Raw genomic sequence first — 21,590 nt, 5'->3', positions numbered from 1 at the left:
TACATCAGTTATAGGGGGAGCTATCGGAGGTGACCGGCCACTTCGCCAATTAGCCCGCTCTATCTGTAGAGTAATTAATAAATATAAATGTCCCCGATTGATGATTCATCAATCGGGGACATTCTATTTATTGGTTTTTGAGAACCCACTCTTTATACCGAAGATTAATTTCTGATCTTTGCTGACGCTGTTCTTCTAGTTTTGTTTCGTTATCTCGAATGAGCGGTTTCTGATATGAGGCTACGAGGTTAGCAAGACCTTGAGCCATTCCTGTATCTTTACTACATTGTGCTTCAATGACGCTGAGCCGAATTTCTTCTTCCGATGCTGGGGAATTACTAGCACCGTCACTGCGGGTTACATTTGATAGTTCTTTTGTACCCCATTCTTGGTCGCCCTTTCGTGGCGTTAAACCTTTATCCGATAGGCATTTCCACCATGCTTCACGGTATTTTTTCCATTCAGGATGATTCATGGCAGCTGCATAGGATTGGCCGTGGATTCGACGATAGGCTTCTGTGAGGCCACTCTGATCTTCGATGCTGATGCCCGCAATCTCTTTCATTGAGGCTGAGATTTCAGGCATGCACTGTTCCATAATTTTTGTGTCATAGCCCCCCGATGATGGTGCATTCCCGAATCGCTTGTAGCTTCCATATTTGGCGGAGTATTCGGGGTTCCAGCGACCAAACTCGCGACCGGACGAAAAGAATTTCCTATCTTCTACATCCGGGATATATATTTCGTAGGATTGGCCATGTTTTGCAAAACAGCGCTGCCTGAGAATTTCCAAGGCTCGACCGTAATACTGGGAATTTTCCTCTAAAAGGTAATTGTATTCTTCGAGTGGAGTAATGATTCGGTTGTTTTTATAGTCTAGAGTTGCTTGGGCCGTTTCATCACGTTCTAGTTGCGGGCCTGTAGAACAGGATGTGCACGCTAGCGTGAATGCAAACGTTAAAGCCATTGCGGGCTGAAAGATTTTCTTGAGGTTCATGATTTTTCCTTTCAAGAACAACAAGGGGATTATTTTTTGCGGTTGGGCGGCATAATACTTATGTCATATTATGCCGCCCAACCATTTATGCAGGGAAATTAGTCCGCTCGGCGAAGGGAAGTAATCTTATCGTTCCAGTCTCCGTTCCACCAATTTCGACCTTCATAGAAACCTTCGAGGCTGTTGAAGTCGCGATAATTGATATCGAATGAGAATCCCTGATAGTCCTCATCCTGAAAAGCGACGTAATGTTCGCCATGGCTTCGGATGGAAGATACGCGATCATTCATATCACGCAGGTGAGGCACGTACCGTTCACCGTGGGTATCGTAAATACCGCCTGCCTCGTTATAGTTACGCCAGTCGTAAAAGACTGCGGCGTTACCGGCGGGCATCGCTGCCATGGTTGCTGCCGTTGCAACCATCGCGGTTGCAAGAGCCTTGTAGAGCTTCATCGTAAACTCCTAGTGTTTAGATGCGAATCCTTTCTATGTAATCGGAATCATATTTAAGAGGTGGCTACAATGTAGCACTCATTAAGGAGCCTTTTCAAGCAATGGATGAGGCATATATCACAAAATTTAAGGGTGTATGTATAATAAGGGCTGTAAAATTTGGTATTTGGATCCATTTGCACACTGATAATTTTTTACACAAATATTTTATGTGACTAAAATCACTCAAAAGATACTCTTTATAATACTAAAGCAATGCCCCCGGCTGGTGATTCATCAACCGGGGGCATTCGTGTTTTAACTCAACCGCATGTTTTAACCGATGTAGCCCGGAGGTAACGACTATTACCTCCGGGCTAAATCAGTTATTGGGGCACCGGTGAGGCTAGCCGGCGAAGTGGCCGGTCACCTCCGCCAGACGCGTCGGATTCACCAGGTCAGGGTGCGTACCCTCCAGCAGCACCGAACGGAACGACGACGCATGCGCCGACCAACCCTCCGCATCCAAATACGGCTGATCCTCATGCGGCACACCCACCAGCAACACATCACCATCAAAGAACGCCTGCTCAGCACCACGCATCAACGCCGCCGAAGCACGCATACTACCCAAGCACACGCCCAACTTCTCCTCCGGTAGGTAACCCATCGCCGAACCCGCCCGCTGCAAACGCTCCAACGTACCCGGCAAATCAAGCCGCTCATCAGCGGCAGGCTCCGGCAAACCGCCCATACGTAACAGCGCACGGAAGCTCTCCTGCTCATCCGGCGCAGGCACGCCCTGCCACTGCTCCGAAGGATACGCATCCAACAGGATGACGCGCTCAACCCGCGCACCCGCAGCCTGCGCCAGGGCCGCCACCTGCACCGCGGCAGTACCGCCCACAGACCAGCCCATCAACGCAAAACGACGCGGCAGCGAACGCTCCGCCAGGGTCTTCTCAATCAGCTTCAGGTAGCCCTCAGCCAGCTCCTGCAGGCTCGACGCAAACCCGGCATTCGGGTCAGAGAACGCCTCAGCCTGCACAGCATACACACCCTGCTGAGCCGGAAGATGCGAGAGGTACCCCGCATAGCACCAGCCCAAACCACCCGCAGGCGGCAGGATAAACAGCGGCGCGGGGGCCTCGGTAGTATCGGGGACAACGGGCTGCTCACGCTGAGTCACAACGTGTTCGCGCTGAGTCAAAATGTGCTCACGCAGCGGCAGAACCGGCGCGAACTCCGCACCCTCGCCACGCTCACCCGCAATGGACGCCGCCAAAGCCTGCACGGTCGGATGCGCAAACAGCGCACCAATGCTCACGCTCAGGCCCAGCTGCTCCTCAACCGCGGCAATCACCTCAAGAGCCGCCAACGAATGACCGCCCGAGGCAAAGAAATCCTCATCCACGCCGAAACGTTCACGACCCAGCACACCGGCAATAATCGAGCACAGCTGCTGCTCCAGCAGACCGTGCGGGCCCTCAGCATCAGAAGTCTGAGGGGTCAGGTCCAGGGACGCCAACAGCTTGCGATCCGCCTTACCGGAGGGGCTCACCGGCAGAGCAGGCAGGGTATGCCACAGGGTAGGAACCATGTAGTCCGGCAGAACCTGCGCACAATGCTCGCGTGCCGCCTCCACCAGCTGCTCGGCACGCTCAGCGGGCACGTCGCCGACCTCCAGCACAGCCGCCAGGGCAGGCTCACGCAGGCCGCGGTACAGCAGAGCCACCGAAGCACTCACGCCCTCAACCGCGGCAAGAGCCATCTCAATATCGCCCAGCTCCAGGCGCTGACCACGCACCTTAATCTGATAATCCGTGCGGCCGCGGTAACCAATGACGGCGCGACCATCGGGAAGAATTTCCCAGCACGCCAAATCGCCCGTACGGTACAGGCGCTGACTCTCACCGTTCAGCAGCGCGAGCGCACCGGCAGGAGCCTGCTCCACGAAAGCCGCCGCGGTTCCCTGCGGGTTGTTCTTGTAGCCGCGCGCCAGCTGCACACCCGACAGGTGCAGTTCACCCGTCACGCCCACCGGCACGGGGTGGCCGGTCGGGTCAAGAATCAGGGTGCCGGTGTTCCAGACCGGCTCGCCAATGGGCACGCTCTCGCGCTGCGGGTCGGTGGAGGTCTCCCAGAAGGTCACGTCCACCGCCGCCTCGGTCGGGCCGTACAGGTTCAGCGGGTACACGCCCAGAACCTCGCCCGCAGCCTGCACCTGGTCCTTCTGCAACGCCTCACCCGAGCAGACCACATAGCGCAGGGGCTGCTCTCGATCCTGGCCGAAGCCAGCATCAGCCAGGATGCGGCGTGCCGCCGGCGAAGAGGTCAGCGCCGACAGCATGGTCGGCACAAAGTGCACCGCCGTGACGGACTGCTCGGCAATCACGCGCGCCAGGTAGGCGGGGTCACGGTGCCCCTCCGGGGCGGCAATGACCACGGCGGCACGCTCAGCGAGAGGCCAGTACAGCTCCCACACGTGCACGTCAAAGGAGATGGGGGTCTTGTGCAGAACGCGGTCGCCCTCCCCCACCGGAATCTGGTGCTGCTGCCAGCGCAGGCGGTTATCAATCGCGCGGTGGCTGATGGCAACGCCCTTAGGCCTGCCCGTGGAGCCGGAGGTGAAGAGCACGTAAGCGTCCTCGTCCAGGCCGGTTTTGACGCCCGGAAGCTCCTCGGCGGCGGGTGCCTGTACAGGTTCCTCGATGCTCAGCTGCGGTAGGGTGTGCTGGGGCAGGTTCGCGTGACGTGCAGGCTCCTGCGGGTTCAGCTCTTCCGCGCTCAGCGGCTGCAGACCGGGGCCGTGTAGCAGCAGGGAACATTCGGCGTCCTCCATCATCACGCCCACACGCTCGGCGGGCAGATCCGGAAGCACCGGAACGTAGGTGGCGCCAGCGTACAGCAGGGCGTATAGCGCCACGTACTGCTCGGCGCCGCGGTGCACACGCAGACCCACCGCGTCGGAAGAGCGAACGCCCCAGTCCAGCAGCTGCGCGGCAAGCGCACGGGCGCGCTCGTCCAGTTCGGCGTAGGTGAGGGCGCGGTCAAAAGCGTAGGCGTGCTCCGACTCGGGGGTGAGCACCTCACCGGGCGCGGGGGCAGAATCCAGCACGGCGAACGCCTGCGGATGCGCCGCCACCGCGTCACGGAAGCGGCCCAGCAGGGTCTTGTACTCCATCGGGTGCTCGGTCAGTGCCGGGGCGGTCAGCTCGCGCAGGGTCGCCAGTTCCGCCTCGGTCGCCAAGCCGAGGTTATTCAGGGAAGCACCCTCGCGCTGCGCCTCCGCCGCATAGGCGGGTAGCCACTCGCTCAGGCGGGCGGGGTGACGTTCCAGCTCCTCAGCGCTGTAGAGCGCCGGGTTCATGTCAATCTCGCAGGAGATGCTGTTGCCGCGGCCGGGCATGCCGCGCAGGGTGAAGGTCGCGTCAGCAACGGGACCGGCAGAGATATTGTGGATGCGCGCAGTCGGCACCGGTTGTACGGTTCCGGACTCGTCCTTAGAGGGCGCCGCCAGCGGCAGCACCGCGTCAAAGGGCACCACGTTAATCTGCGCGCCAAACAGCCTGGACTGGGCGTTACGCGCGGTACGCTCGAGGTCTTCTTGACGAGCCAGCGGATGCTCTGCGTTGCGGGCGTACTGTTCCTTCACCGAGTGCAGGGACTCCGCGATGGGGCCGGTCGCCGCAACCTGCACCGGCAGAACGTTCACCGCGGTACAGCCGGTCTGCGCGCTCGCCGTACCCAGGGCGCGGGTCGCCTCCGGCAGGGTGCGGGCGAACATGCGGTTCATCTGCGGCACACCGAACGAAGCCTGCGGGTAGCCGCCCACACGCGCCAGGTACGAGCCGACAGCGGCGGTCGCCAGCACGGGCCAGGAGACGGCGTGCTGCTTTGCCGCATCCAGCAGGGCCTGCTGGGTGGGCACATCAATGCTGAACGCCAGGCGCACAGACTGCGCCGACGGGGAGGCGGTACGACCCGCCTGGGAGGTGTCTTCCTGTTCCAGGGCGCCGCTCGCTTCCCAGAAGGCGACGTCTTCGTCACGGGCGGTAGAGGCGGCATCGTCGGCGTCGAGCAGCTGCTGCAGGCTCAAGCGGCGGGTTGCCGGAACCGGCTGACCGGCGGATAGGGCGCGGTATATCGCCGCCACGCGGGAGAGGCCGTTGAACGCGGCGAACCCGTCGGCAACCACATGGGAGAAGGAATGGTACACCCAGAGGAACCCGCCGTAACGCGCCACTGCGCTGCGCACGGTCACGCCCTCATCGGTGGCGAGGGGCTGGGTGAGTAGGCGCTGTGCCCAGGCGCTTACCGGCGCGGGCAAATCAGAGTCAGGCAGGTCAGAGGTGTTCTCCTCCCCCGCCTCTGCGGTGCCGCTCAGCTCGCGCTCCTCCAGCTCGCCCTCATCCACGAGCAGGTCAATGCCCGCGAGGAACGCCTCAAGCGGCAGAATCTGCTGGGAGGCGGCACCATCGGCAATGCGGGTGCGCACGCGGAAGCCCTCGTTCTCGCGGTAGAGCTGTTCAAAAGCCTCACGCAGCAGAGCGAGGTCGGTGTCCGCGGGGCATTGCAGAACCTCCGCGGTGTTGTAGCAGGGGTTCTTCGGGTCAATCGCGGCGGCAAAATAGATGCCGCGCGCGTTAGTGGTCAGCGGCAGCCAGGGGCTGTCAGCGCTGTGCTGTGCGGAGGGGGTCGCGGCGGTGCGAAGGTCGGAAGCAGTCCCGAAGCTAGCGGGTGCGGTAGTATCAGCTACGCCCATGGTGGCCTCTCAAAGGTCTGGATTAGGGGTCTGGATTAGGGATGATATGCGGTATGTTAAAGGTAGGTGTGAAAGGTAGGCTACTGCCCCGCCGCTTCACGCTGGCAGAAGTGCGCAGACAAGGGCAAACACAGCTACACAACACGGCGTAAAACCGGCGCACAGAAAAACGAGGCGAGTAGCAAACACCCCGGGCGCCCGTCTGCATTCGCGGCAGGCGGGCACTCGGGGTGCGGTAACGCTTAGCCCAGGCGGGAAGCGATGAACTCCACGGTCGGGTTCTCCACCAGCTCGGTAAACTCAATCACGGCGCCCTCAGCGGCAAGGTCGTCGAGCAGGGCGAATGCGCCCATAGAATCCATGCCCAGGGAGAACAGGTCGGTGGTCGGCTCGTCAAAAGCGGTCTGCAGGGAGTCGGGCTCGACGATGTACTTCTCCATGATGGGGCGCAGGGTCTCAAATGCGGACATTTTTCTCCTCAATAGGGGTAGGAATAAGGGCGTACGGTTTAGCCGAAAATGATCAGCTCAAAGGGTTTAGCCGAAAATTTCGGCAAGCTTGGCGCGCAGCTCGCGGCGAGAAATCTTACCCACGTTCGTGGTGGGCAGCTCCTGCAGAACCTGCACGCGCTCCGGGATCTTGAAGTCGGCGAGCTTCTTCGAGGTGAAGAACTCGTGCATCGTGCGGCGCGGGTTTTCGCCCAGGTCGACGCCTTCTTGCGGCACAATGACCAGGCCCACGCGCTCGCCCACAGTCTCGTCCGGGATACCCAGAACCACGGCGTCAAAAACGTCGGGGTGGGTCAGCGCCAGCTCTTCGATTTCGTCCACGGCGATCTTCTCGCCGTTGCGGTTAATCTGGTCCTTCGCGCGTCCGGTCACCTCAAGGTACTTGCCTGCGACCAGTCGCACAATGTCGCCGGTGCGGTAGAAGCCGTCCTCGGTGAAGCCGTAGCGGTTCGCGTTCTCCTCCAGGTAGTAGCCGCGAATCGTGTAGGGGCCGCGGGTAAGCAGGTGGCCGCTCTCGCCGCGCTTAACCGGCTGGTCCTGATCATCAACAATCAGGATTTCATCGTCGGGGCTAATCGGGTAACCCTGAGTCCTCAGGCGCAGCTCAATCGGGTCGGTCGAGCGGGTGTAGTTCACCAGACCCTCAGCCATGCCGAACACCTGCTGAACGGTGCAGCCGAGCACCGACTCAATCTTGCCTGCAACCGCCGGGGCTAGCTTCGAACCGCCCACCTGCAGGTTCTGCAGGGACGGCAGGGACACGCCGCGCTTCTCCGCGGAGGCGACCCACGCCTGAGCCAGCGGCGGCACCAGCGCGGAGGTGGTCACACCCTCCATCTCAATGAGGTGGAACGCAGTCTGCGGGGACGGATCCGCTGCAAACACCAGCTTGCCGGAGGCGCACATGACGCCCAGAATACCGGGCGAGCTCATCGTGAAGTTGTGCGCGGCGGGCAGCACTACGAGCATGGTCGTGTTGTTGTTCAGCTTGCAGATATCGACCGAGCCGCGCACCGAGTACAGGTAGGCGGCGTGGGTGCGAGGAATCAGCTTCGAAATGCCGGTCGTACCGCCGGAGAGCTGCAGGAACGCCACCTGCTCGCTCGCACGCAGGTTCTCGGTGTTCTGAATGACACCGGGCACGAACTCTTCAGCGAGCTCCTCTTCGGTCAGCGGGGTCAGCGGCTCCGCAACGTCAATAGCAACCGGCGGCTCCAGGGAGTTCTTGCGCAGCTCGGCGGCAACGTCCTCGTGCAGGGCGGTGAAATCTGCGCCGGGGGTCACCGAAGAGAACACGTGCGCCGCAGCGTCGGTGCGGGTCGCAAAGTGCACGAGCTCGGTGGTGCGGTGCTGCGGCAGGCAGAACACCGGCAGCGCAGCCGCCCAGAAAATACCCAGCAGGTACACCAGGTACTCGGCGGTGTTACCCAGCTGCAGCAGCACACGGTCACCGGGCTGCACGCCAGCCTGAACGAGGCGCGCCGCAGCGGCACGACCTGCCGCCTCCAGCTCACCGTAGGAGAGGCGAATCTGCTGGGGCTTGCCATCCTCATCGAGCTGCGCGTGCGAGAGCGCCACCAGCGCAGGGAAGTGCGGCTTCGCGCGGCATGCATCCAGCAGGAACTCGGGGATAGTCTGGTCGATCCAGTAGCCGGCTTCTCGGTACTTCGCGGCAAAAGACTCGGGGATGAGCGGCGTGGGGGCCAGGGGGCTACGTTCTACGGTCATCTTCTCTCGATTTCTGTGTCGTTTGCGGTTTCTATAGCGCTCACGTGCTGCGTGCGTTCGCAGCGTGATGCCATCTCGTCAATGAGGGCGGGTGCGCAACCTACGCCGGGTACCCTTCGGTACCCCTCGCGGCGCGGTAGTGTTGTGCTTCTCTGAGGCTGTACCTCTCTAGGATACGGGCGCGGCGGTGTTTACCCTAACGGAAACCCCGCACGCCCACCATGCGGGGCATGCTCTACCCGTACAGGATCCCTAGACGACCTCTTGCAGGTCCTCCGCAGAGCCCCGCTCAGTGCGTTCAATCTCCCGGCTGGCTGCAATAATACGTTCCAGGGCCGGCACAATCGCACCGCGCCAGCATGCATAATCGTGACCGCCGTTGAAGGTCGTGCAACGTGCTCTCTCCAGGCCAAGCTTTTCCAGACGTGCCTTCAGCTCGCGGTGAGGAGGCACCAGAACCCACTCCTGCTCCCCCACCTCAATCTCAAGGTACAGGTGGCGCAGACGGTCAATCTCGCCAGCCGCCTCCAGCTCGTCCAGGCGGTCCATGACCTGCGGCTGCCACAGCGACGAAGACTGTGCGATCGCGCCGCCAAACGCCTCCGGGCGGCTCAGCACCGCCAGCAGGGAGGACAGCCCGCCCAGCGACTGACCGTTAATCACAATGTTCTGCGGCGCGGTCTTAATGCCGTGCACCGCCTCCAGGTGCGGGAACGCAATCTCCACTAGGTAGTCGGCAATCGGGTTGTCACCGTTCAGTTCCTTCCAGCGGTGCTCACGACCGCCAGAGTGCAGGAAGAACACGTGCATCGCCGGAATACGGCCCGCCTCGTAGGCGCGGTTGAGGGTCTGCTCCATGCCCTGGCTGAACCACATCTCACCGTCGAACTGGATAAACAGCGGCGCATCCGGGGCGGGGTCACCCACACGGCCGAGCACGTACTGGTGACCGTCAGAGGTCTGCATCCACTCGGGGGCGGGCAGCGCGTCAATCTCTTCCTGAGTCAGGATGAACTCCTGCACCGGCGCGTACTCAAGCTGCACCACACCCATGCAACGACCGATGCGGTTGCACACGGTCTCGGGGTTCAGCGGGTCACCCTCACCGGAGTCCAGGGCGGCACGCAGGCGCACCTGGTCGTCATCGCCCAGCCAGGCGGGGCGCTCGCCGGGCAGCGCCGGCAAAAAGTTATAGGAGGCACGCCAGGTGGTTTCCATCTGCACGCTCAGCTGCCACCAGCCAGTGCCCTCGATGCGGGTCATGAGGGAACGGTCAAGGTTCTTCTCATCGGTCAGGCGGTTGATGAACATGAGCACCTGCTCCGCCTGTTCGTTGTGGTACAGGAAGGTGACGATGCGCTCGTTCTCACTGATGCTGCCGTCTTCGCGGTGCACCGGCTCGATAATGGGGGTGCCTTCGGAGACGACCTCAACGATGCGGGCGTTCAGCTCTTCGGGGCTGACCGCATTGGCGATAATGGCGCTGACGAGGGGGCTGTCCACGCGCGGTGCCGGTACGGGGCGCGGGATCTTGGGAGGGGCCGGGCGCACGGTCGGCGCAACGGTACGCGGCTGCGCCGAAGTAGCCTGTTCAGACGCAACCTGTTCAGAAGTGGTCTGTGCAGAAATACTCTGCGCGGGAACGGTCGCGGTGGGTTCGTGCTCGCCCAACGGTTCCTCCTTGGTCTGTGGAAACACTCAATCGGTGAAAATCGGTGAGGAGGCGCATTATCGTTAGTTAGCCTCTACTACCTCACTCTATGGTATCCCTTACCCAAACTCCAGCCAAAGGGAAAAGTGAAAGAACCACAGCATGACATTCATGACAGTGAGCACACGCTAATAAAACCTAAGCACAAAGCCGCCACAACCCCACCTAAGACCAACCCAGCCCAGCTCAGCCCCACCTAAGCCCACCCCCGCACAGGCCCCGCCCAGAAGTTAAAAGAGATGAGGCACCAAGACCGTGCATCAAACCTTCAAACAGTGAAGGTCTCATGCGGCAGTCTCGGTGCCTCATCTGCGGGTTCCCAAAATGGAACCTACCCAGTGCTCGGAGCCGTTCATGCGTCAAAGACGGGCGAGCACCGGGTAGGCGCCCTACGCGCAGGGGATCCTGGGTCCCTCAGATCCTAACGTTCGCTGCTTGGCGCAATGCCGAGCTTTTCCACCCGTACTGAGACGGTTGGTGCTAACTCCCACGCGGCTTAGGGGCGAAAACTATTCGCTTTCGCGGGCCGCCGAAATAGCGTCAGCGGCAATATGAATTGTTTGGTTCTCCTTCGGAATAACCAAAGGGGTGCCAGTGCATGGATCAGGAATAATGACCGATTGCAGATCAAAAACTTCCTGAATAAGTTCCGGTGTAATTATCGCACGCGGATCACCCTGAGCGATAATCCGGCCCTGCTTCATTAACACAACATGAGTAGCATACCTGAAAGCAAGGTTCAGGTCATGCAACACCACGGCTACCGTTCGCCCTTCGGAATGCAATTTCTTCGTCAGGTTCAGCACCTCAATCTGGTGCGTGATGTCCAGGTAGGTGGTCGGCTCATCGAGCAGAATCAGCGGGGTCTGCTGCGCCAGGGTCATGGCAATCCAAACACGCTGACGTTGACCGCCCGAAAGCGCCTCAATGGGACGCTCAGCAAGCTCCAGCACGTTCGCTGCCTGCATCGCCTCCACGCAGGCGCGCTCGTCCTCATCAGACCAGGAACGCAGCAGCGACTGGTGCGGGTAACGGCCGCGCGCCACCACATCCGCCACGGTCACGCCGCTAGGCGCCTCCGGGGTCTGCGGCAGCATCGCCAGGATCTTGGCGATGGCGCGGGACTTCATCTGCGGCAGCGGGGTGCCGTCCAGGCGAACCTCACCCTGCTTGAGCGGGTTCACGCGGGCAAGAGCCTTCAGGGTGGTCGACTTACCGCAGGCGTTCGGGCCCAAGATAACGGTCAGCTCCCCCTCCGGCACCTGAAAATCTACCCCGTTGAGCACCGTATGCTCACCGTAGGCAACCACCATGTTCTCGCCTTCAAGGCGGGTCGTCACACTAGTGTTCACTAGCTCTTCTTCCTTTCGAGGTAAATCAGGTAAATCAGGTACAGGCCGCCAATCGCGCCGGTCACCACACCCACCTGAATGATGCGTCCGGGAACAGCGAATCGGCCAATCAGGTCAGAGCCGAGCACCATGAGCGCACCCATAAGTGCCGCGGAGGTGAAGCCCACCCCGCCACTACGAGACAGGGTCTTCGCGATGTGCGGTGCCGCCAGGGCGACAAAGGCAATCGGGCCGGTCGTCGCGGTCGCCAGCGAAACCAGAAGCACACCGATAAACAGAGCCGCCACACGGTACGCATTCACGCTCACACCCAAACCGGATGCCACCTGGTCACCAAAACGAATCGCGCCCAGCGGGCGGACCAGCATCAGCAGCAGCGGAGTCACCACGAGCAACAGACCCATCAGCGCGTAGGTGCGCTCCCACGTGATGTCATTGAGCGAACCGGCAAGCCAGGACGCCGCGGTCTGCGCCTGAGTCAGCGAAGCACGCACCACCAGCAACGCATTGAACGCCGCCAGGGTCGAACCCACACCAATACCGACCAGCACCAGACGGAAGCCATGCAGGCCCGTGCGGCGCGTCAACAGCCACACCAGCACCGAAGTCGCCAAGCCACCAACCACAGCGCCCAGAGCAACCTCAACGGGACCGGAATTGAAGACAATAATCTGCAACAGCGCACCGGTCGCGGCACCATTCGTGAAGCCGATAATATCCGGCGAACCCAGGGCATTACCCGAAATCACCTGGAAAATCGCACCCGACAGACCAAGCGCCGCACCCACCAGAAGCGCCGCCACAATACGCGCCGCACGCTGCTGAGCGAAAGTCACAGCAATCTGCTTACCCTCACCCATCAACGCCGGAATGACCTTCTCCGGGGCGAGCTTATAATCACCCTGCAACATGCCCCAAAACGCCAGCGCCGCAATCAGCACCACCAACGCCACATTCAGGATCAGCACACGCCACGGCACCTGAGCACTCACAGGGCCGCGCACCGTCAGCACCGGGCGGCCGCCCAAATCACGGCCGCGACGACGCGCAGAACGATTAGCTGCAGTGGTGACGGTCACCGTCGAAACAGCGGAAGAATTCGACATCAGAGAGCCTCCACCTTACGACGAGTCATCAAGAACAAGAACACCGGGGCACCGGCAAGAGTCGCCACAATACCCACCTGAGTCTCCTGCGGAGCCACCAACACACGCGCCAACACGTCAGCACACAGCAGCCACACCGGACCCAACAGCGCCGAACCATAATTCACCCAGCGCACATCATTACCGAGCAAAGCACGCACCACAAACGGCACCGCCAAACCCACAAAACCAATCGGACCCACCGCAGCAGTCGCCGCGCCAGCAAGCACCGTCACCGCCAGCAACGTCAAATTCTGGGTCGTACGCACGCTCACGCCAAGGCTGGTCGCCGCCTCCTCGCCCATACTCAGAGCATTAATCGCAGGAGCCACAAAAAACGCCACCAGCATACCCAGTACAATCACCGGACCCACCGTCGACGCGATATCCATACCGCGGCCCTCCAGCGAACCGGCAACCCACACACGGAACTCGTTATACGCATCCTGATCAGCCAAAATCAGGCCCTGCGCAATCGCCGACAGCGCCGCAGAAATCGCCACACCCGCCAGCGCGAGCTTCACGATCGACCCGTCACGGCCACGACCCAGCGTGTACACCAGCACCGCAGCCAACGCGCCACCAATCGTCGCAGCAACCATGTACTGCCAAATACCCATCACGCCAAAAACCACCACCGAGCCAATCACAGCCACCGCAGCACCGGCGTTCACACCCATCAGGCCGGGCTCAGCCAGCGGGTTACGAGTCAACGACTGCATCAGAGAACCGGCAATAGCCAACGCCGCACCCGCCGCAAGACCCACCAGGGTACGCGGAATACGCTGCTCCATCACAATCGTCTGAGCCTGCTCAGAAGCAGTGCCATTGAAAACAGCCAGAACCTGATCCGGCGGAAGATTATTCGACCCGAACAGCAAAGAAGCAGCCACAGCCCCCACCAAAAGCACCGCAAACAAGAACAGAAAAGCCAGGCGCTTACCCAACTTCTGCCCCTGAATCACAGAACCCTGACGGGACGTACTCTCCTGCTGAACATCTCGGGACAATGAGCTCGTGCGGGCCACTATGCTCCTTATGCTCGATACAAGAAAACGGGGAGGCGCCCCCGGCGCACCCACACCACGCGAGGGGCACCCGGCACACCGGTAAATAATGAGAGAAACGCCGGAGCGGGCGGGTACTCCCCCACCCGCATCCGACGTTAAGTCTTAGCGCTTACGGGTCAGCAGCAGCGCAGCAGCGCCCACAATGCTTACGCCCAGAACCACCACGCCAATCCACGGGAACGCAGCACCGTAAGTCACGGTCTGAACGGTGGATGCGGTGTTAGCCGCGCCCGAAGCCGAAGCGCTCGGGTTCGACGCAGTACCGCGCGCAACAGCCGAAGAAGATGCGCTCGCCGAAGCGGTCGCCTTCTTCTGGGCATTTGCAGAAGCCGAAGCAGCAGGCGCAGCGGAAGAGCCAGAGGTACCAGAGGTACCGGAAGAGTCAGCTGCCGCGTTCAGGCGGTCGTACTCCTCCTTGGTGATGGTGTTGCCGTCAGCGTCGGTGTACACGGTCTCAGCCTCAGCATTCGACTCGTCACTCTGAGAGTTTGCGGAATCATCAGAACCCGAACGACGAGAGGAAGAGTTAGAAGATTCAGAACCGTTCTCGCCCACCACGGTGAACTCGGGGCTACGGTTCGTGTATGCCTCGGTACCCAGGTACTTGCCGTCCTTATCGCGCTTCTCACCAGTTGCAAGAAAACGCAGAGTGTGGGTGCCAGCGCCAACATCCGGCAGAGCAAAAGAGCCAGAAACGTTACCGTTACCATCGCTCTTCTGCTGGTGCACCACGCAAGCACCCTGAGCCGCGTCAGACGGGCACAGGTCGCCATCATCAACCTTCACCGACACCACGGTGTTCGCGGGGAAACCGCTTAAGGTAAAGGAAATCACGCCGTGCTCATTCACCGACGACGAAACAGTAGAAGAAGTGCCGGGCGTGGAAGCTTTCGCGCCACCCGGAGGCAGGGCGGATGCGGTGCCAACACCCAGGCCCAGTGCCAGGGTTGCGGCGGCGCAGGCGGTCAGTGCTTTAGAGGTCAGGGATGCCTTCGGGGCTCCCGAAAAAGGTGCACGCATGGTGGTCCTTTCAAATCTTTGCCAGGTTCATCTCTGGATATTCCGGTCCGTAGCAGAAACAACGGAACGACGCTGTATATCTGAACCCAAGTAGTCGGAGGGGCACCCGGTTTACGCACCCCTTCTTCAGGGGGGTGAGCCGGTGCCGGTGTGAGTGTGCAGTCAGAAAATTTACTTCTTGGAGGTACGCAGCACCAGAGCCGTAGCCAGAATCACCAAGCCAGCTGCCGAAAGCAGCAGGTTGTTGGCGTTATTGACTAGCCACTTGGTCATACCGGTTAGCTCAGTACCTTCAATGGTTGGCCCCTGCGCAGTCAGAGCCGTAGGGCTGGAGGTAGCACTTGCATTCGAACGTGGCGAGGCAGAAGCAGAAGGCGAGCTGATGGCCTTAGCACTCGCCTTAGCCTCGGGCGTCGAGGCAGCGCTTTGGGGAGCTACTTCCTTCGCCTTAGCCTGCACTCGCTTCACAATAGGTTCGGCGGGAGTAACAACTGTGGCGAGTGACGGCTCCACCTCGTAGGAGTCCTGGTCATCATTGGATACATCCTCGCGGGGTGCCACGACACGCTCAACAGTTATGTCAGCAAAGCCAAGCACCGCATTTTCAGCGCCCTGATTGCCGTTGTGCACGACCACACGGTAAGTGGCGGCGGGCATGCTCACGCTGGTTTCGTAACTGAAGCTGCGGTTGCCATCCAGGCGCTTCCAGCCGGAGCCGTAGAGGGTCTGCGGTGAGTTTCCGAGGTAGGTCGCGGCGTACACCCAGGTACCCGGTTCAGCGTTCGGCACGGTCACAGTCACGATGGAGCCGTCACGGTTCACCTGCACGCCATGACCGTCGGTCAGTTCGGAGGCGTTGACCGGCTCGGGTGCGTCACCGGGGGCGTACTCCGGAGCCTTGTCGCTGAGCTTAATCTTCTGTCGAATAGACACACCACGGTCGTAGTTTTTATCCTGCTTATCTGCTCCACCCAAGGAACCAGAGAGGATCTGCACGTTGTGCTCGGAATTTTCGGTAGCCCAGCCTGCCTTAGCCAAAACTTCAGCGCTCAGACCGGTGTTTTCGGTGGTGGGCAGGGGAACCTCAACCTCAAAGGTGCCGTCTTCATTGGCGATTGCGATGAAGTTCGCGGGCGAGTTGCCGCCCTTCTTGGTCAGGGGGTTAATGGCCTGGTGTGCATCATCGGGGAGGGCATCCAGGAACTTGACCGCAAATATGGCGCCGCGGTCGGGGGCGTTACTCACGAAGCCTTCACCGCGCACCACAATCTTGCCTTCGCGCCATTTTTCGGTGGAGATGGTGACACGTGCCTTCACAGGGTTCGCTGTCTTGGAGCTGGCAGACTTAGTCGGCTCAATACTCGACGACGCGGACGGGGTAGGCTCAGCGGTCTTGCTCGGCTCATCAGAGGGAGCAGCACTAGGGGTAGCCGCTGGGTCCGAGGCGATACCAATCGGCAGGTTGGAATCCGCGTAAGCAATGGTGGTGCCGGTCAGTGCTGCTCCGGGGGTGATGAGCGCGCCGGCGAGAGCCACGACGGCACCGTAGCGGGCTGCGGTGCGTGCGGGTCGGGTTTCGGTCATTGTGGTCCTTGAGGATGGTGTGGTGGGTCGTGCATCCCCTTCCCGCCGCGGTTTTTAGGTCGCGGCGGGAAGGGTGGCGGAAGCTTCAGCGGGTGATTGCTTCACAGGGTATTTAGCGTGGGGCGTTTAGAGCGGAAGCGCCTTCTTGACGTCCTCGATAATGCCGTTGAGCAGCAGCGGGCCACCGGTGGAGGTCCACTTGGAGCCGTCCACGAGAATCACGTGGTCGTCCTTGACTGCCTTCAGGTTGGTGAAGCCGGAGGTTTCCTTCGCCTTATTCAGTGCTTCTTCGGCGCCCTGCAGACCCGCGGAGCCCTGCGCGTTCGGGTTCTGCTGGCTTGCGCCGCCGAGGGTGCCGAGGAACATGTAGTCCGCGTCGATGGTTGCCAGGTTCTCCAGGGAGACGGGCTCGGAGTGGCCCTGGCCGTTGCGGTCCTGCGACTCGGGGCGCTTGAGGCCCAGGTCGTTGAGCACCTGGCCGGCGGGCAGTTCCTTGAGGATCAGGGCGGGGCCGTTGCCTGCCCAACGGACGATGGAGAAGGTCTTGTCGCCGTACTTGGGGGCGAGCTGGTCCTTCAGCGTAGCGGCGTTTGACTCGTATGCCTTGATGACTTCTTCGCCCTTGTCGACCATGTTCATGGCGTTGGCGACGTTGCGGAAGTTGATGCGCCAGTCGCCGCCCGCGTAGCCGCAGTAGACGACGGGAGCGATCTTCTTGAGGGTTTCGTAGGCGTCGGAGCGCTTGTCCACGCCGGTGGAGTCGACGAGAATCAGGTCGGGCTCGAGGTTGCCGATCTGCTCGTAGTTGACCTGCGCGACAGTGCCGATAATCTTGACGTCCTTGGCGCGGTCGGCGAGGTAGTTGGGCACGCCGGACTGGCCGCGGCCGGAGACGGAACCGACGGGGGTCACGCCGAGGGCGAGCAGGCCGTCGAGGGTGGGCTCAGAGAGGACGATAACCTTCTGCGGGTTGGCGGGAACTTCTACGTTCTCCTCATCAATGTCCTTGATGGTGCGGGTGCCGCTGTTGCCTCCGGAGGTGGAACCGCCGGAAGTGGTGGTCGTGGTGGTCTCGCTGCTGCATGCTGCGAGGGCGAGAGCTGCCGAGGAGGCGAGCGCCAGGCCAAAGAAGGCGCGGCGGTTAACGCCCGATGCGCCGTGGTTTTCGGTGTCGGTCAGCTCGGTTCGGTTGAAAGACATAGTTCCCCCTATAAATGACTAAACTATACCTAACCTTACAGATATCTGAGTGCTACATCAAGGCGTGCTCAGTTTGCATTCTCTGACCGCCAGGATGCCCGGTTTTGCCGCGGAATTCCGCGGGTTAACATATTTCACTCTTTGTCATAGTCTTGCTGACACTATGTCGCTTAAATGGGTGCCTCTCCCCCACTGTTGCCCCACCATAAATCCACGGTGGGTAAGAAATCAGGGCACGCAAAACGCCCCGCCGCGAAGAACCGCGACGGGGCGCAGTCTTCGCAACGGGGCGTATGAGGTTTTATGGGTGCGGGATTATAGATGCGGGCACCAAATCAGGGCGCCGAATCAGGGCGCCGGATTCAAAACGCAGGGGCACCGTTACAGGAGTACATCATTCCCCGCGCACACCGCTAGTGGCCGCAACCGCAACCAGAACCGGCACGCTTGACCGAGGCGGCCGCCGCACGCAGGGAGGCGATGGCCGCCTCCGGGCCGCCGAGCGCCTCATCCACACCGTAGACCGAGCTGCCGGCAACGAAGCAGGTTGCGCCCGCCTCCGCGGCACGCAGGATGGTCTCTTCGGTGATGCCGCCGTCCACCTGCACGGTCACCGGCAGGTTCGCACCCTCAATCGCCTTGGCGGCTCGGGCAATCTTCGGCAGGGTCACGTCCAGGAACGCCTGGCCGCCGAAGCCGGGTTCCACGGTCATGATCAGCAGCATGTCCAGTTCGCTGAGCATGTCCAGGTAGGGTTCCACGGCGGTTGCCGGGCGCAGCGCCATACCCGCCTTCGCGCCCTCAGCACGTAGGGTGCGCGCCAGCTTGATGGGGGCGATAGCCGCCTCCGCGTGGAAGGTCACCGACTCGCAGCCCATGCTGGCGTATTCGGGTGCCCAACGGTCGGCGTCCTCAATCATCAGGTGCACGTCGAACGGCACCGGGGAGATTTCGCGCAGACGCTTGACCACCGGCGGGCCCCAGGTGAGGTTGGGGACGAAGTGGTTGTCCATCACGTCAATATGCGCGGCGTCTGCGGTGGAAATGCGCTCCAGCTCGCGCTGCAGGTTCGCGAAATCCGCCGAGAGAATCGACGGGTTAATGGCAATACCCATGGGGTTCCTTTCAAATCCGTGCCGTATGGCCAGTGATGCTAGGCAGTGAAGCTGCTAGTTCTTACGCAGCAGGGCGAGGAACATGGCGTCGGTTCCGTGCACGTGCGGCCACAGCTGCGCGGTGGTCGGGTTCTCCGAAGCATTAACGACCGGCGCACCCTTCTTGACCTTGATCTCGGGGGTGTGGCCGGGGTCCTTCTCCCCCGCCAGCACGCTCACGGGTTCGCCGTTCGCGCCTTCGGCGTGCAGGGCGACTTCACGCAGTGCGGCGGCGGAGTCGAGCAGGCTGACCGCGCCGCTTTCGAGCACCTCGGCAACAATGTTCTGGGTTTCTGCCGCGTGCGGGGAGCAGGTCACGTAGGCGATGACACCGCCGGGGCGGGTCGCCTCAATGGCTGCGTCCAGGAGCTGACGCTGCAGGGGCAGCAACTCTGCAATATCGCGCGGGGACTTGCGCCAACGCGCCTCGGGGCGGCGGCGCAGGGCACCCAGACCGGAGCAGGGCACATCCACCATCACACGGTCGAAAAGCTGACCGGGCTCAATGGATCCGGGCAGGTCGGAGACGTTCTTGCGCAGGGTCTCGCGGATCTGGCGGCCGTCGCCGGTGAGTACCGTGTAGCTGTCCTCGGGCAGGGGGCGCATGGAGGATTCCACGAGCTGCGCGCGGTGCGGTGCCGCCTCGTTGGCGACCAGGGATGCGCCGCGCTGAATACCGAGCGCGCCGAGGAGCGCCGCCTTACCGCCGGGGCCTGCGCACAGGTCGAGCCATGCGGTGTCGGTGCCGTCCAGGGGTGCTGCGGCGAGCGCGCGTGCCACCAGCTGGGAGCCGGCATCCTGCGCGCGGACGGTGCCTTCACGTACGGATTCCAGGCGCGCCAAGTCGCCGGAGGCGTACAGCGCCGAACCTTCAACCAGCTCGCCGTCGACGGCACCCTGTTCGCGTGCCTCGTCGAGGCTACCCAGGCCGGGCAGCGCAACCAGGTTCACCACGGGGGCGAGGTTGTCCGCTTCGAGTAGCTGCTCAATTTCGGAGGCGGGGCGGCCGTGCGCGACGAGTGCCTGGCGCATGGAACGCACAATCCAGCCGGGGTGCGAGGCGAGCAGCGCTATGCGCTCGGTGTCGTCCTTCGCGTCCTCGATGATGAGTTCGTACCACTCTTCGGGGGTGCGCTCGGAGACGCGGCGCAACACCGCGTTGATGAAGTTTGCAGGGCCCGCACCGATTTTTTCGCGCGCCAGGGACACGCTCTGGTTCAGTGCCGCGTGGGCGGGAACGCGCATGTTCAGCAGCTGGTGCACGCCCATGCGCAACACGATCAGGGTAGTGGTGCCGACCTTCTCGATGGGGCGGTCTACGCAGCGGCTGAGGATTGCGTCGTAGGTCCCCTGGTGGCGTAGCGTGCCGTAGGTCAGCTCGGTGGCGAAGCCTGCGTCGCGGTGGTCGAGGCGGTGGCTACGAATTGCCTTGGGCAGCACGAGGTTCGCGTAGGCGTCAGATTCCGCCACGGAGCGCAGTACGTCGAAGACGGTTGCGCGTGCGGTGTCTGCGGTGCGCGAGCGTGCGGAGGGGGCCGCCGCGGAGAATTCACGGGTGGACATGGAGCGGCGGTTGCGTTCGTGGCCGCTCTTATTGCGCTGGGAGGTGCCGCCGCCACCGCGTTTGGTGTCCTCGTGCGCGGTCTTGGCACGGCGTTCGGCGCGCTCCACACTGGTCAGGCCGTCAAAGCGGCGGCCGGTGCGCGATTCGGGGCGGGAGTTGTCATCCCACTTCTGCGGGCGGCCCTGAGAGCGCTGGCCCTGGGAACGCTGGTTCTGGGACTGCTGGCGGTTCTGATCACTCACACCAGAGCCGGAGCCGCTGCCAGTGCCGGAGCGGCGGCGGCGCTTACGCTTCGCACCGCCCTCACCCTGACCGCTACCCTGGCTGAACTTACCGTTGCCGGGCTTGCCGTGTCCTCCCTTGTAGGGGCGCTTTTCGTTGCTCATGCGAGTACCACCAGACCTTCCGCCATGTCCTTGCCAGCGCCGCGAGCCCACGCGGGCGCATCCATCATTTTCTTACCGGCAGGCTGAACCTGCAGCAGCATCAGGGGTTCGGTACCGGTGCCGACCAGTACCTTCTTTGCGTGTAGACGCACCGCACCGGGTGCGAGGGGGCCGCCGTTCGCCTCGGTCAGGGACTGCACCAGGCGCTCGTCGGCGACCGCCAGGCCACCGATCTTGAAGCGGTTTTCGCCCAGTTCGCACCATGCGCCAGGTTCGGGGGTGACGCCGCGGAAGCGTGCCAGGATCTGTTCGGCGGGTTCGGTCCAGGTGAGGCGGCCGTCGGCAATGCTCATCTTGGAGGCGTAGCTGACCGATTCGTCCTCGACCTGTACGGTGCCGTTCTCGCCCGCTTCGAGGCGTTCGAAGGTGCGTTCAAGCAGTGCGCCGCCGCTGGTGGCGAGGCGCATCAGCACGGTGCCTGCGGTATCGTCGGCGGCTACGGGGGTGGATTCCTGTTCGAAGGTGGGGCCGGTGTCCAGGCCTTCTTCGAGCAGGAAGGTGGTGGAGAAAATTTCCTGCTCACCGGCGATGAGGGCGCGCTGCACGGGGGCGGCGCCGCGCCATGCGGGCAGCTTGGAGAAGTGCAGGTTGACCCAGCCGTAGCGCAGGGATTCGAGCGCGGACAGCGGCAGCAGGGCGCCGTAGGCGACCACGGCGGCTGCGTCAGCGTTCAGTTCTGCGATGGCTGCGGCGGCTTCGTCGTTCCAGCGGTTTGCCTTCACGATGGGCAGGCCGATCTCTTCGGCGCGCTGTGCAACCGGGGAGGGGGTGAGCACGCGCTTGCGGCCCACGGGGGCGTCTTCGCGGGTGAGCACGCCGACCACGCGCACCTTATCGGAGTTCGCCAGGTAGTCGAGCGGGGGCACGGCAACGTCGGGGGTGCCTGCGTAAATAATGTTGAGCATGTGAGC

15 protein-coding genes are annotated in these 21,590 nt (G+C 62.0%); all 15 read right to left on the bottom strand.

Annotation, left to right across the window (positions count from 1 at the left end):
* Nucleotides 1-127: 127 nt before the first annotated feature.
* A complete protein-coding gene (locus HMPREF2779_RS07865; RefSeq protein ID WP_105361238.1) occupies nt 128-997 on the bottom strand; it encodes a hypothetical protein in 870 nt (289 codons plus the stop codon).
* Between the two features lie 98 nt (nt 998-1,095).
* Complete coding sequence (locus HMPREF2779_RS07860) at nt 1,096-1,452, bottom strand: beta/gamma crystallin-related protein (RefSeq protein WP_105361237.1); 357 nt, start codon at nt 1,450-1,452, stop codon at nt 1,096-1,098.
* Between the two features lie 385 nt (nt 1,453-1,837).
* Complete coding sequence (locus HMPREF2779_RS07855; protein ID WP_199774574.1) at nt 1,838-6,196, bottom strand: non-ribosomal peptide synthetase; 4,359 nt, start codon at nt 6,194-6,196, stop codon at nt 1,838-1,840.
* A gap of 242 nt (nt 6,197-6,438) precedes the next feature.
* Nucleotides 6,439-6,666, bottom strand: coding sequence for a phosphopantetheine-binding protein (locus HMPREF2779_RS07850; protein WP_005507422.1), 228 nt, complete (start codon nt 6,664-6,666; stop codon nt 6,439-6,441).
* A 66-nt stretch (nt 6,667-6,732) separates the two neighbouring features.
* On the bottom strand, nt 6,733-8,433 hold the full coding sequence (locus HMPREF2779_RS07845) for a (2,3-dihydroxybenzoyl)adenylate synthase (protein WP_105361236.1): 1,701 nt from the start codon (nt 8,431-8,433) through the stop codon (nt 6,733-6,735).
* Nucleotides 8,434-8,685: 252 nt separating this feature from the next.
* Nucleotides 8,686-10,104, bottom strand: a complete 1,419-nt coding sequence (locus tag HMPREF2779_RS07840) for an enterochelin esterase domain-containing protein (protein ID WP_105361235.1) — start codon at nt 10,102-10,104, stop codon at nt 8,686-8,688.
* Between the two features lie 549 nt (nt 10,105-10,653).
* Nucleotides 10,654-11,496: an ABC transporter ATP-binding protein gene (locus HMPREF2779_RS07835; protein WP_049327746.1), complete on the bottom strand. Its 843-nt coding sequence runs from the start codon at nt 11,494-11,496 to the stop codon at nt 10,654-10,656.
* Nucleotides 11,496-12,602, bottom strand: a complete 1,107-nt coding sequence (locus tag HMPREF2779_RS07830) for a FecCD family ABC transporter permease (protein ID WP_105361234.1) — start codon at nt 12,600-12,602, stop codon at nt 11,496-11,498. Before HMPREF2779_RS07830 ends, HMPREF2779_RS07835 begins: the two co-directional genes overlap by 1 nt.
* Nucleotides 12,602-13,651: a FecCD family ABC transporter permease gene (locus tag HMPREF2779_RS07825; RefSeq protein WP_233992320.1), complete on the bottom strand. Its 1,050-nt coding sequence runs from the start codon at nt 13,649-13,651 to the stop codon at nt 12,602-12,604. The genes HMPREF2779_RS07830 and HMPREF2779_RS07825 overlap by 1 nt, the downstream gene beginning before the upstream one ends.
* Before the next feature lie 162 nt (nt 13,652-13,813).
* On the bottom strand, nt 13,814-14,731 hold the full coding sequence (locus tag HMPREF2779_RS07820; protein ID WP_105361232.1) for a plasmid partitioning protein: 918 nt from the start codon (nt 14,729-14,731) through the stop codon (nt 13,814-13,816).
* A gap of 171 nt (nt 14,732-14,902) precedes the next feature.
* The gene (locus tag HMPREF2779_RS07815) at nt 14,903-16,315 is read right to left on the bottom strand and encodes a hypothetical protein (protein ID WP_105361231.1); all 1,413 of its coding nucleotides are present in this window, start codon (nt 16,313-16,315) and stop codon (nt 14,903-14,905) included.
* 126 nt (nt 16,316-16,441) lie between these two features.
* Nucleotides 16,442-17,515, bottom strand: a complete 1,074-nt coding sequence (locus HMPREF2779_RS07810; RefSeq protein ID WP_070686636.1) for an ABC transporter substrate-binding protein — start codon at nt 17,513-17,515, stop codon at nt 16,442-16,444.
* A gap of 413 nt (nt 17,516-17,928) precedes the next feature.
* Nucleotides 17,929-18,630, bottom strand: coding sequence for a ribulose-phosphate 3-epimerase (rpe, locus tag HMPREF2779_RS07805; protein ID WP_105361230.1), 702 nt, complete (start codon nt 18,628-18,630; stop codon nt 17,929-17,931).
* Between the two features lie 54 nt (nt 18,631-18,684).
* Nucleotides 18,685-20,619, bottom strand: coding sequence for an RsmB/NOP family class I SAM-dependent RNA methyltransferase (locus HMPREF2779_RS07800; RefSeq protein ID WP_105361229.1), 1,935 nt, complete (start codon nt 20,617-20,619; stop codon nt 18,685-18,687).
* Complete coding sequence (gene fmt, locus HMPREF2779_RS07795) at nt 20,616-21,584, bottom strand: methionyl-tRNA formyltransferase (RefSeq protein WP_070686642.1); 969 nt, start codon at nt 21,582-21,584, stop codon at nt 20,616-20,618. The genes HMPREF2779_RS07800 and fmt overlap by 4 nt, the downstream gene beginning before the upstream one ends.
* Between the last annotated feature and the right edge of the window lie 6 nt (nt 21,585-21,590).

Origin of the sequence: Rothia sp. HMSC069C03 (genome assembly GCF_001811075.1) — a bacterium.
GTDB classification, from domain to species: domain Bacteria; phylum Actinomycetota; class Actinomycetes; order Actinomycetales; family Micrococcaceae; genus Rothia; species Rothia mucilaginosa.
The sequence above is the reverse complement of the archived record's forward strand: the minus strand, read 5'-3'. Positions and strand labels throughout refer to the sequence as shown.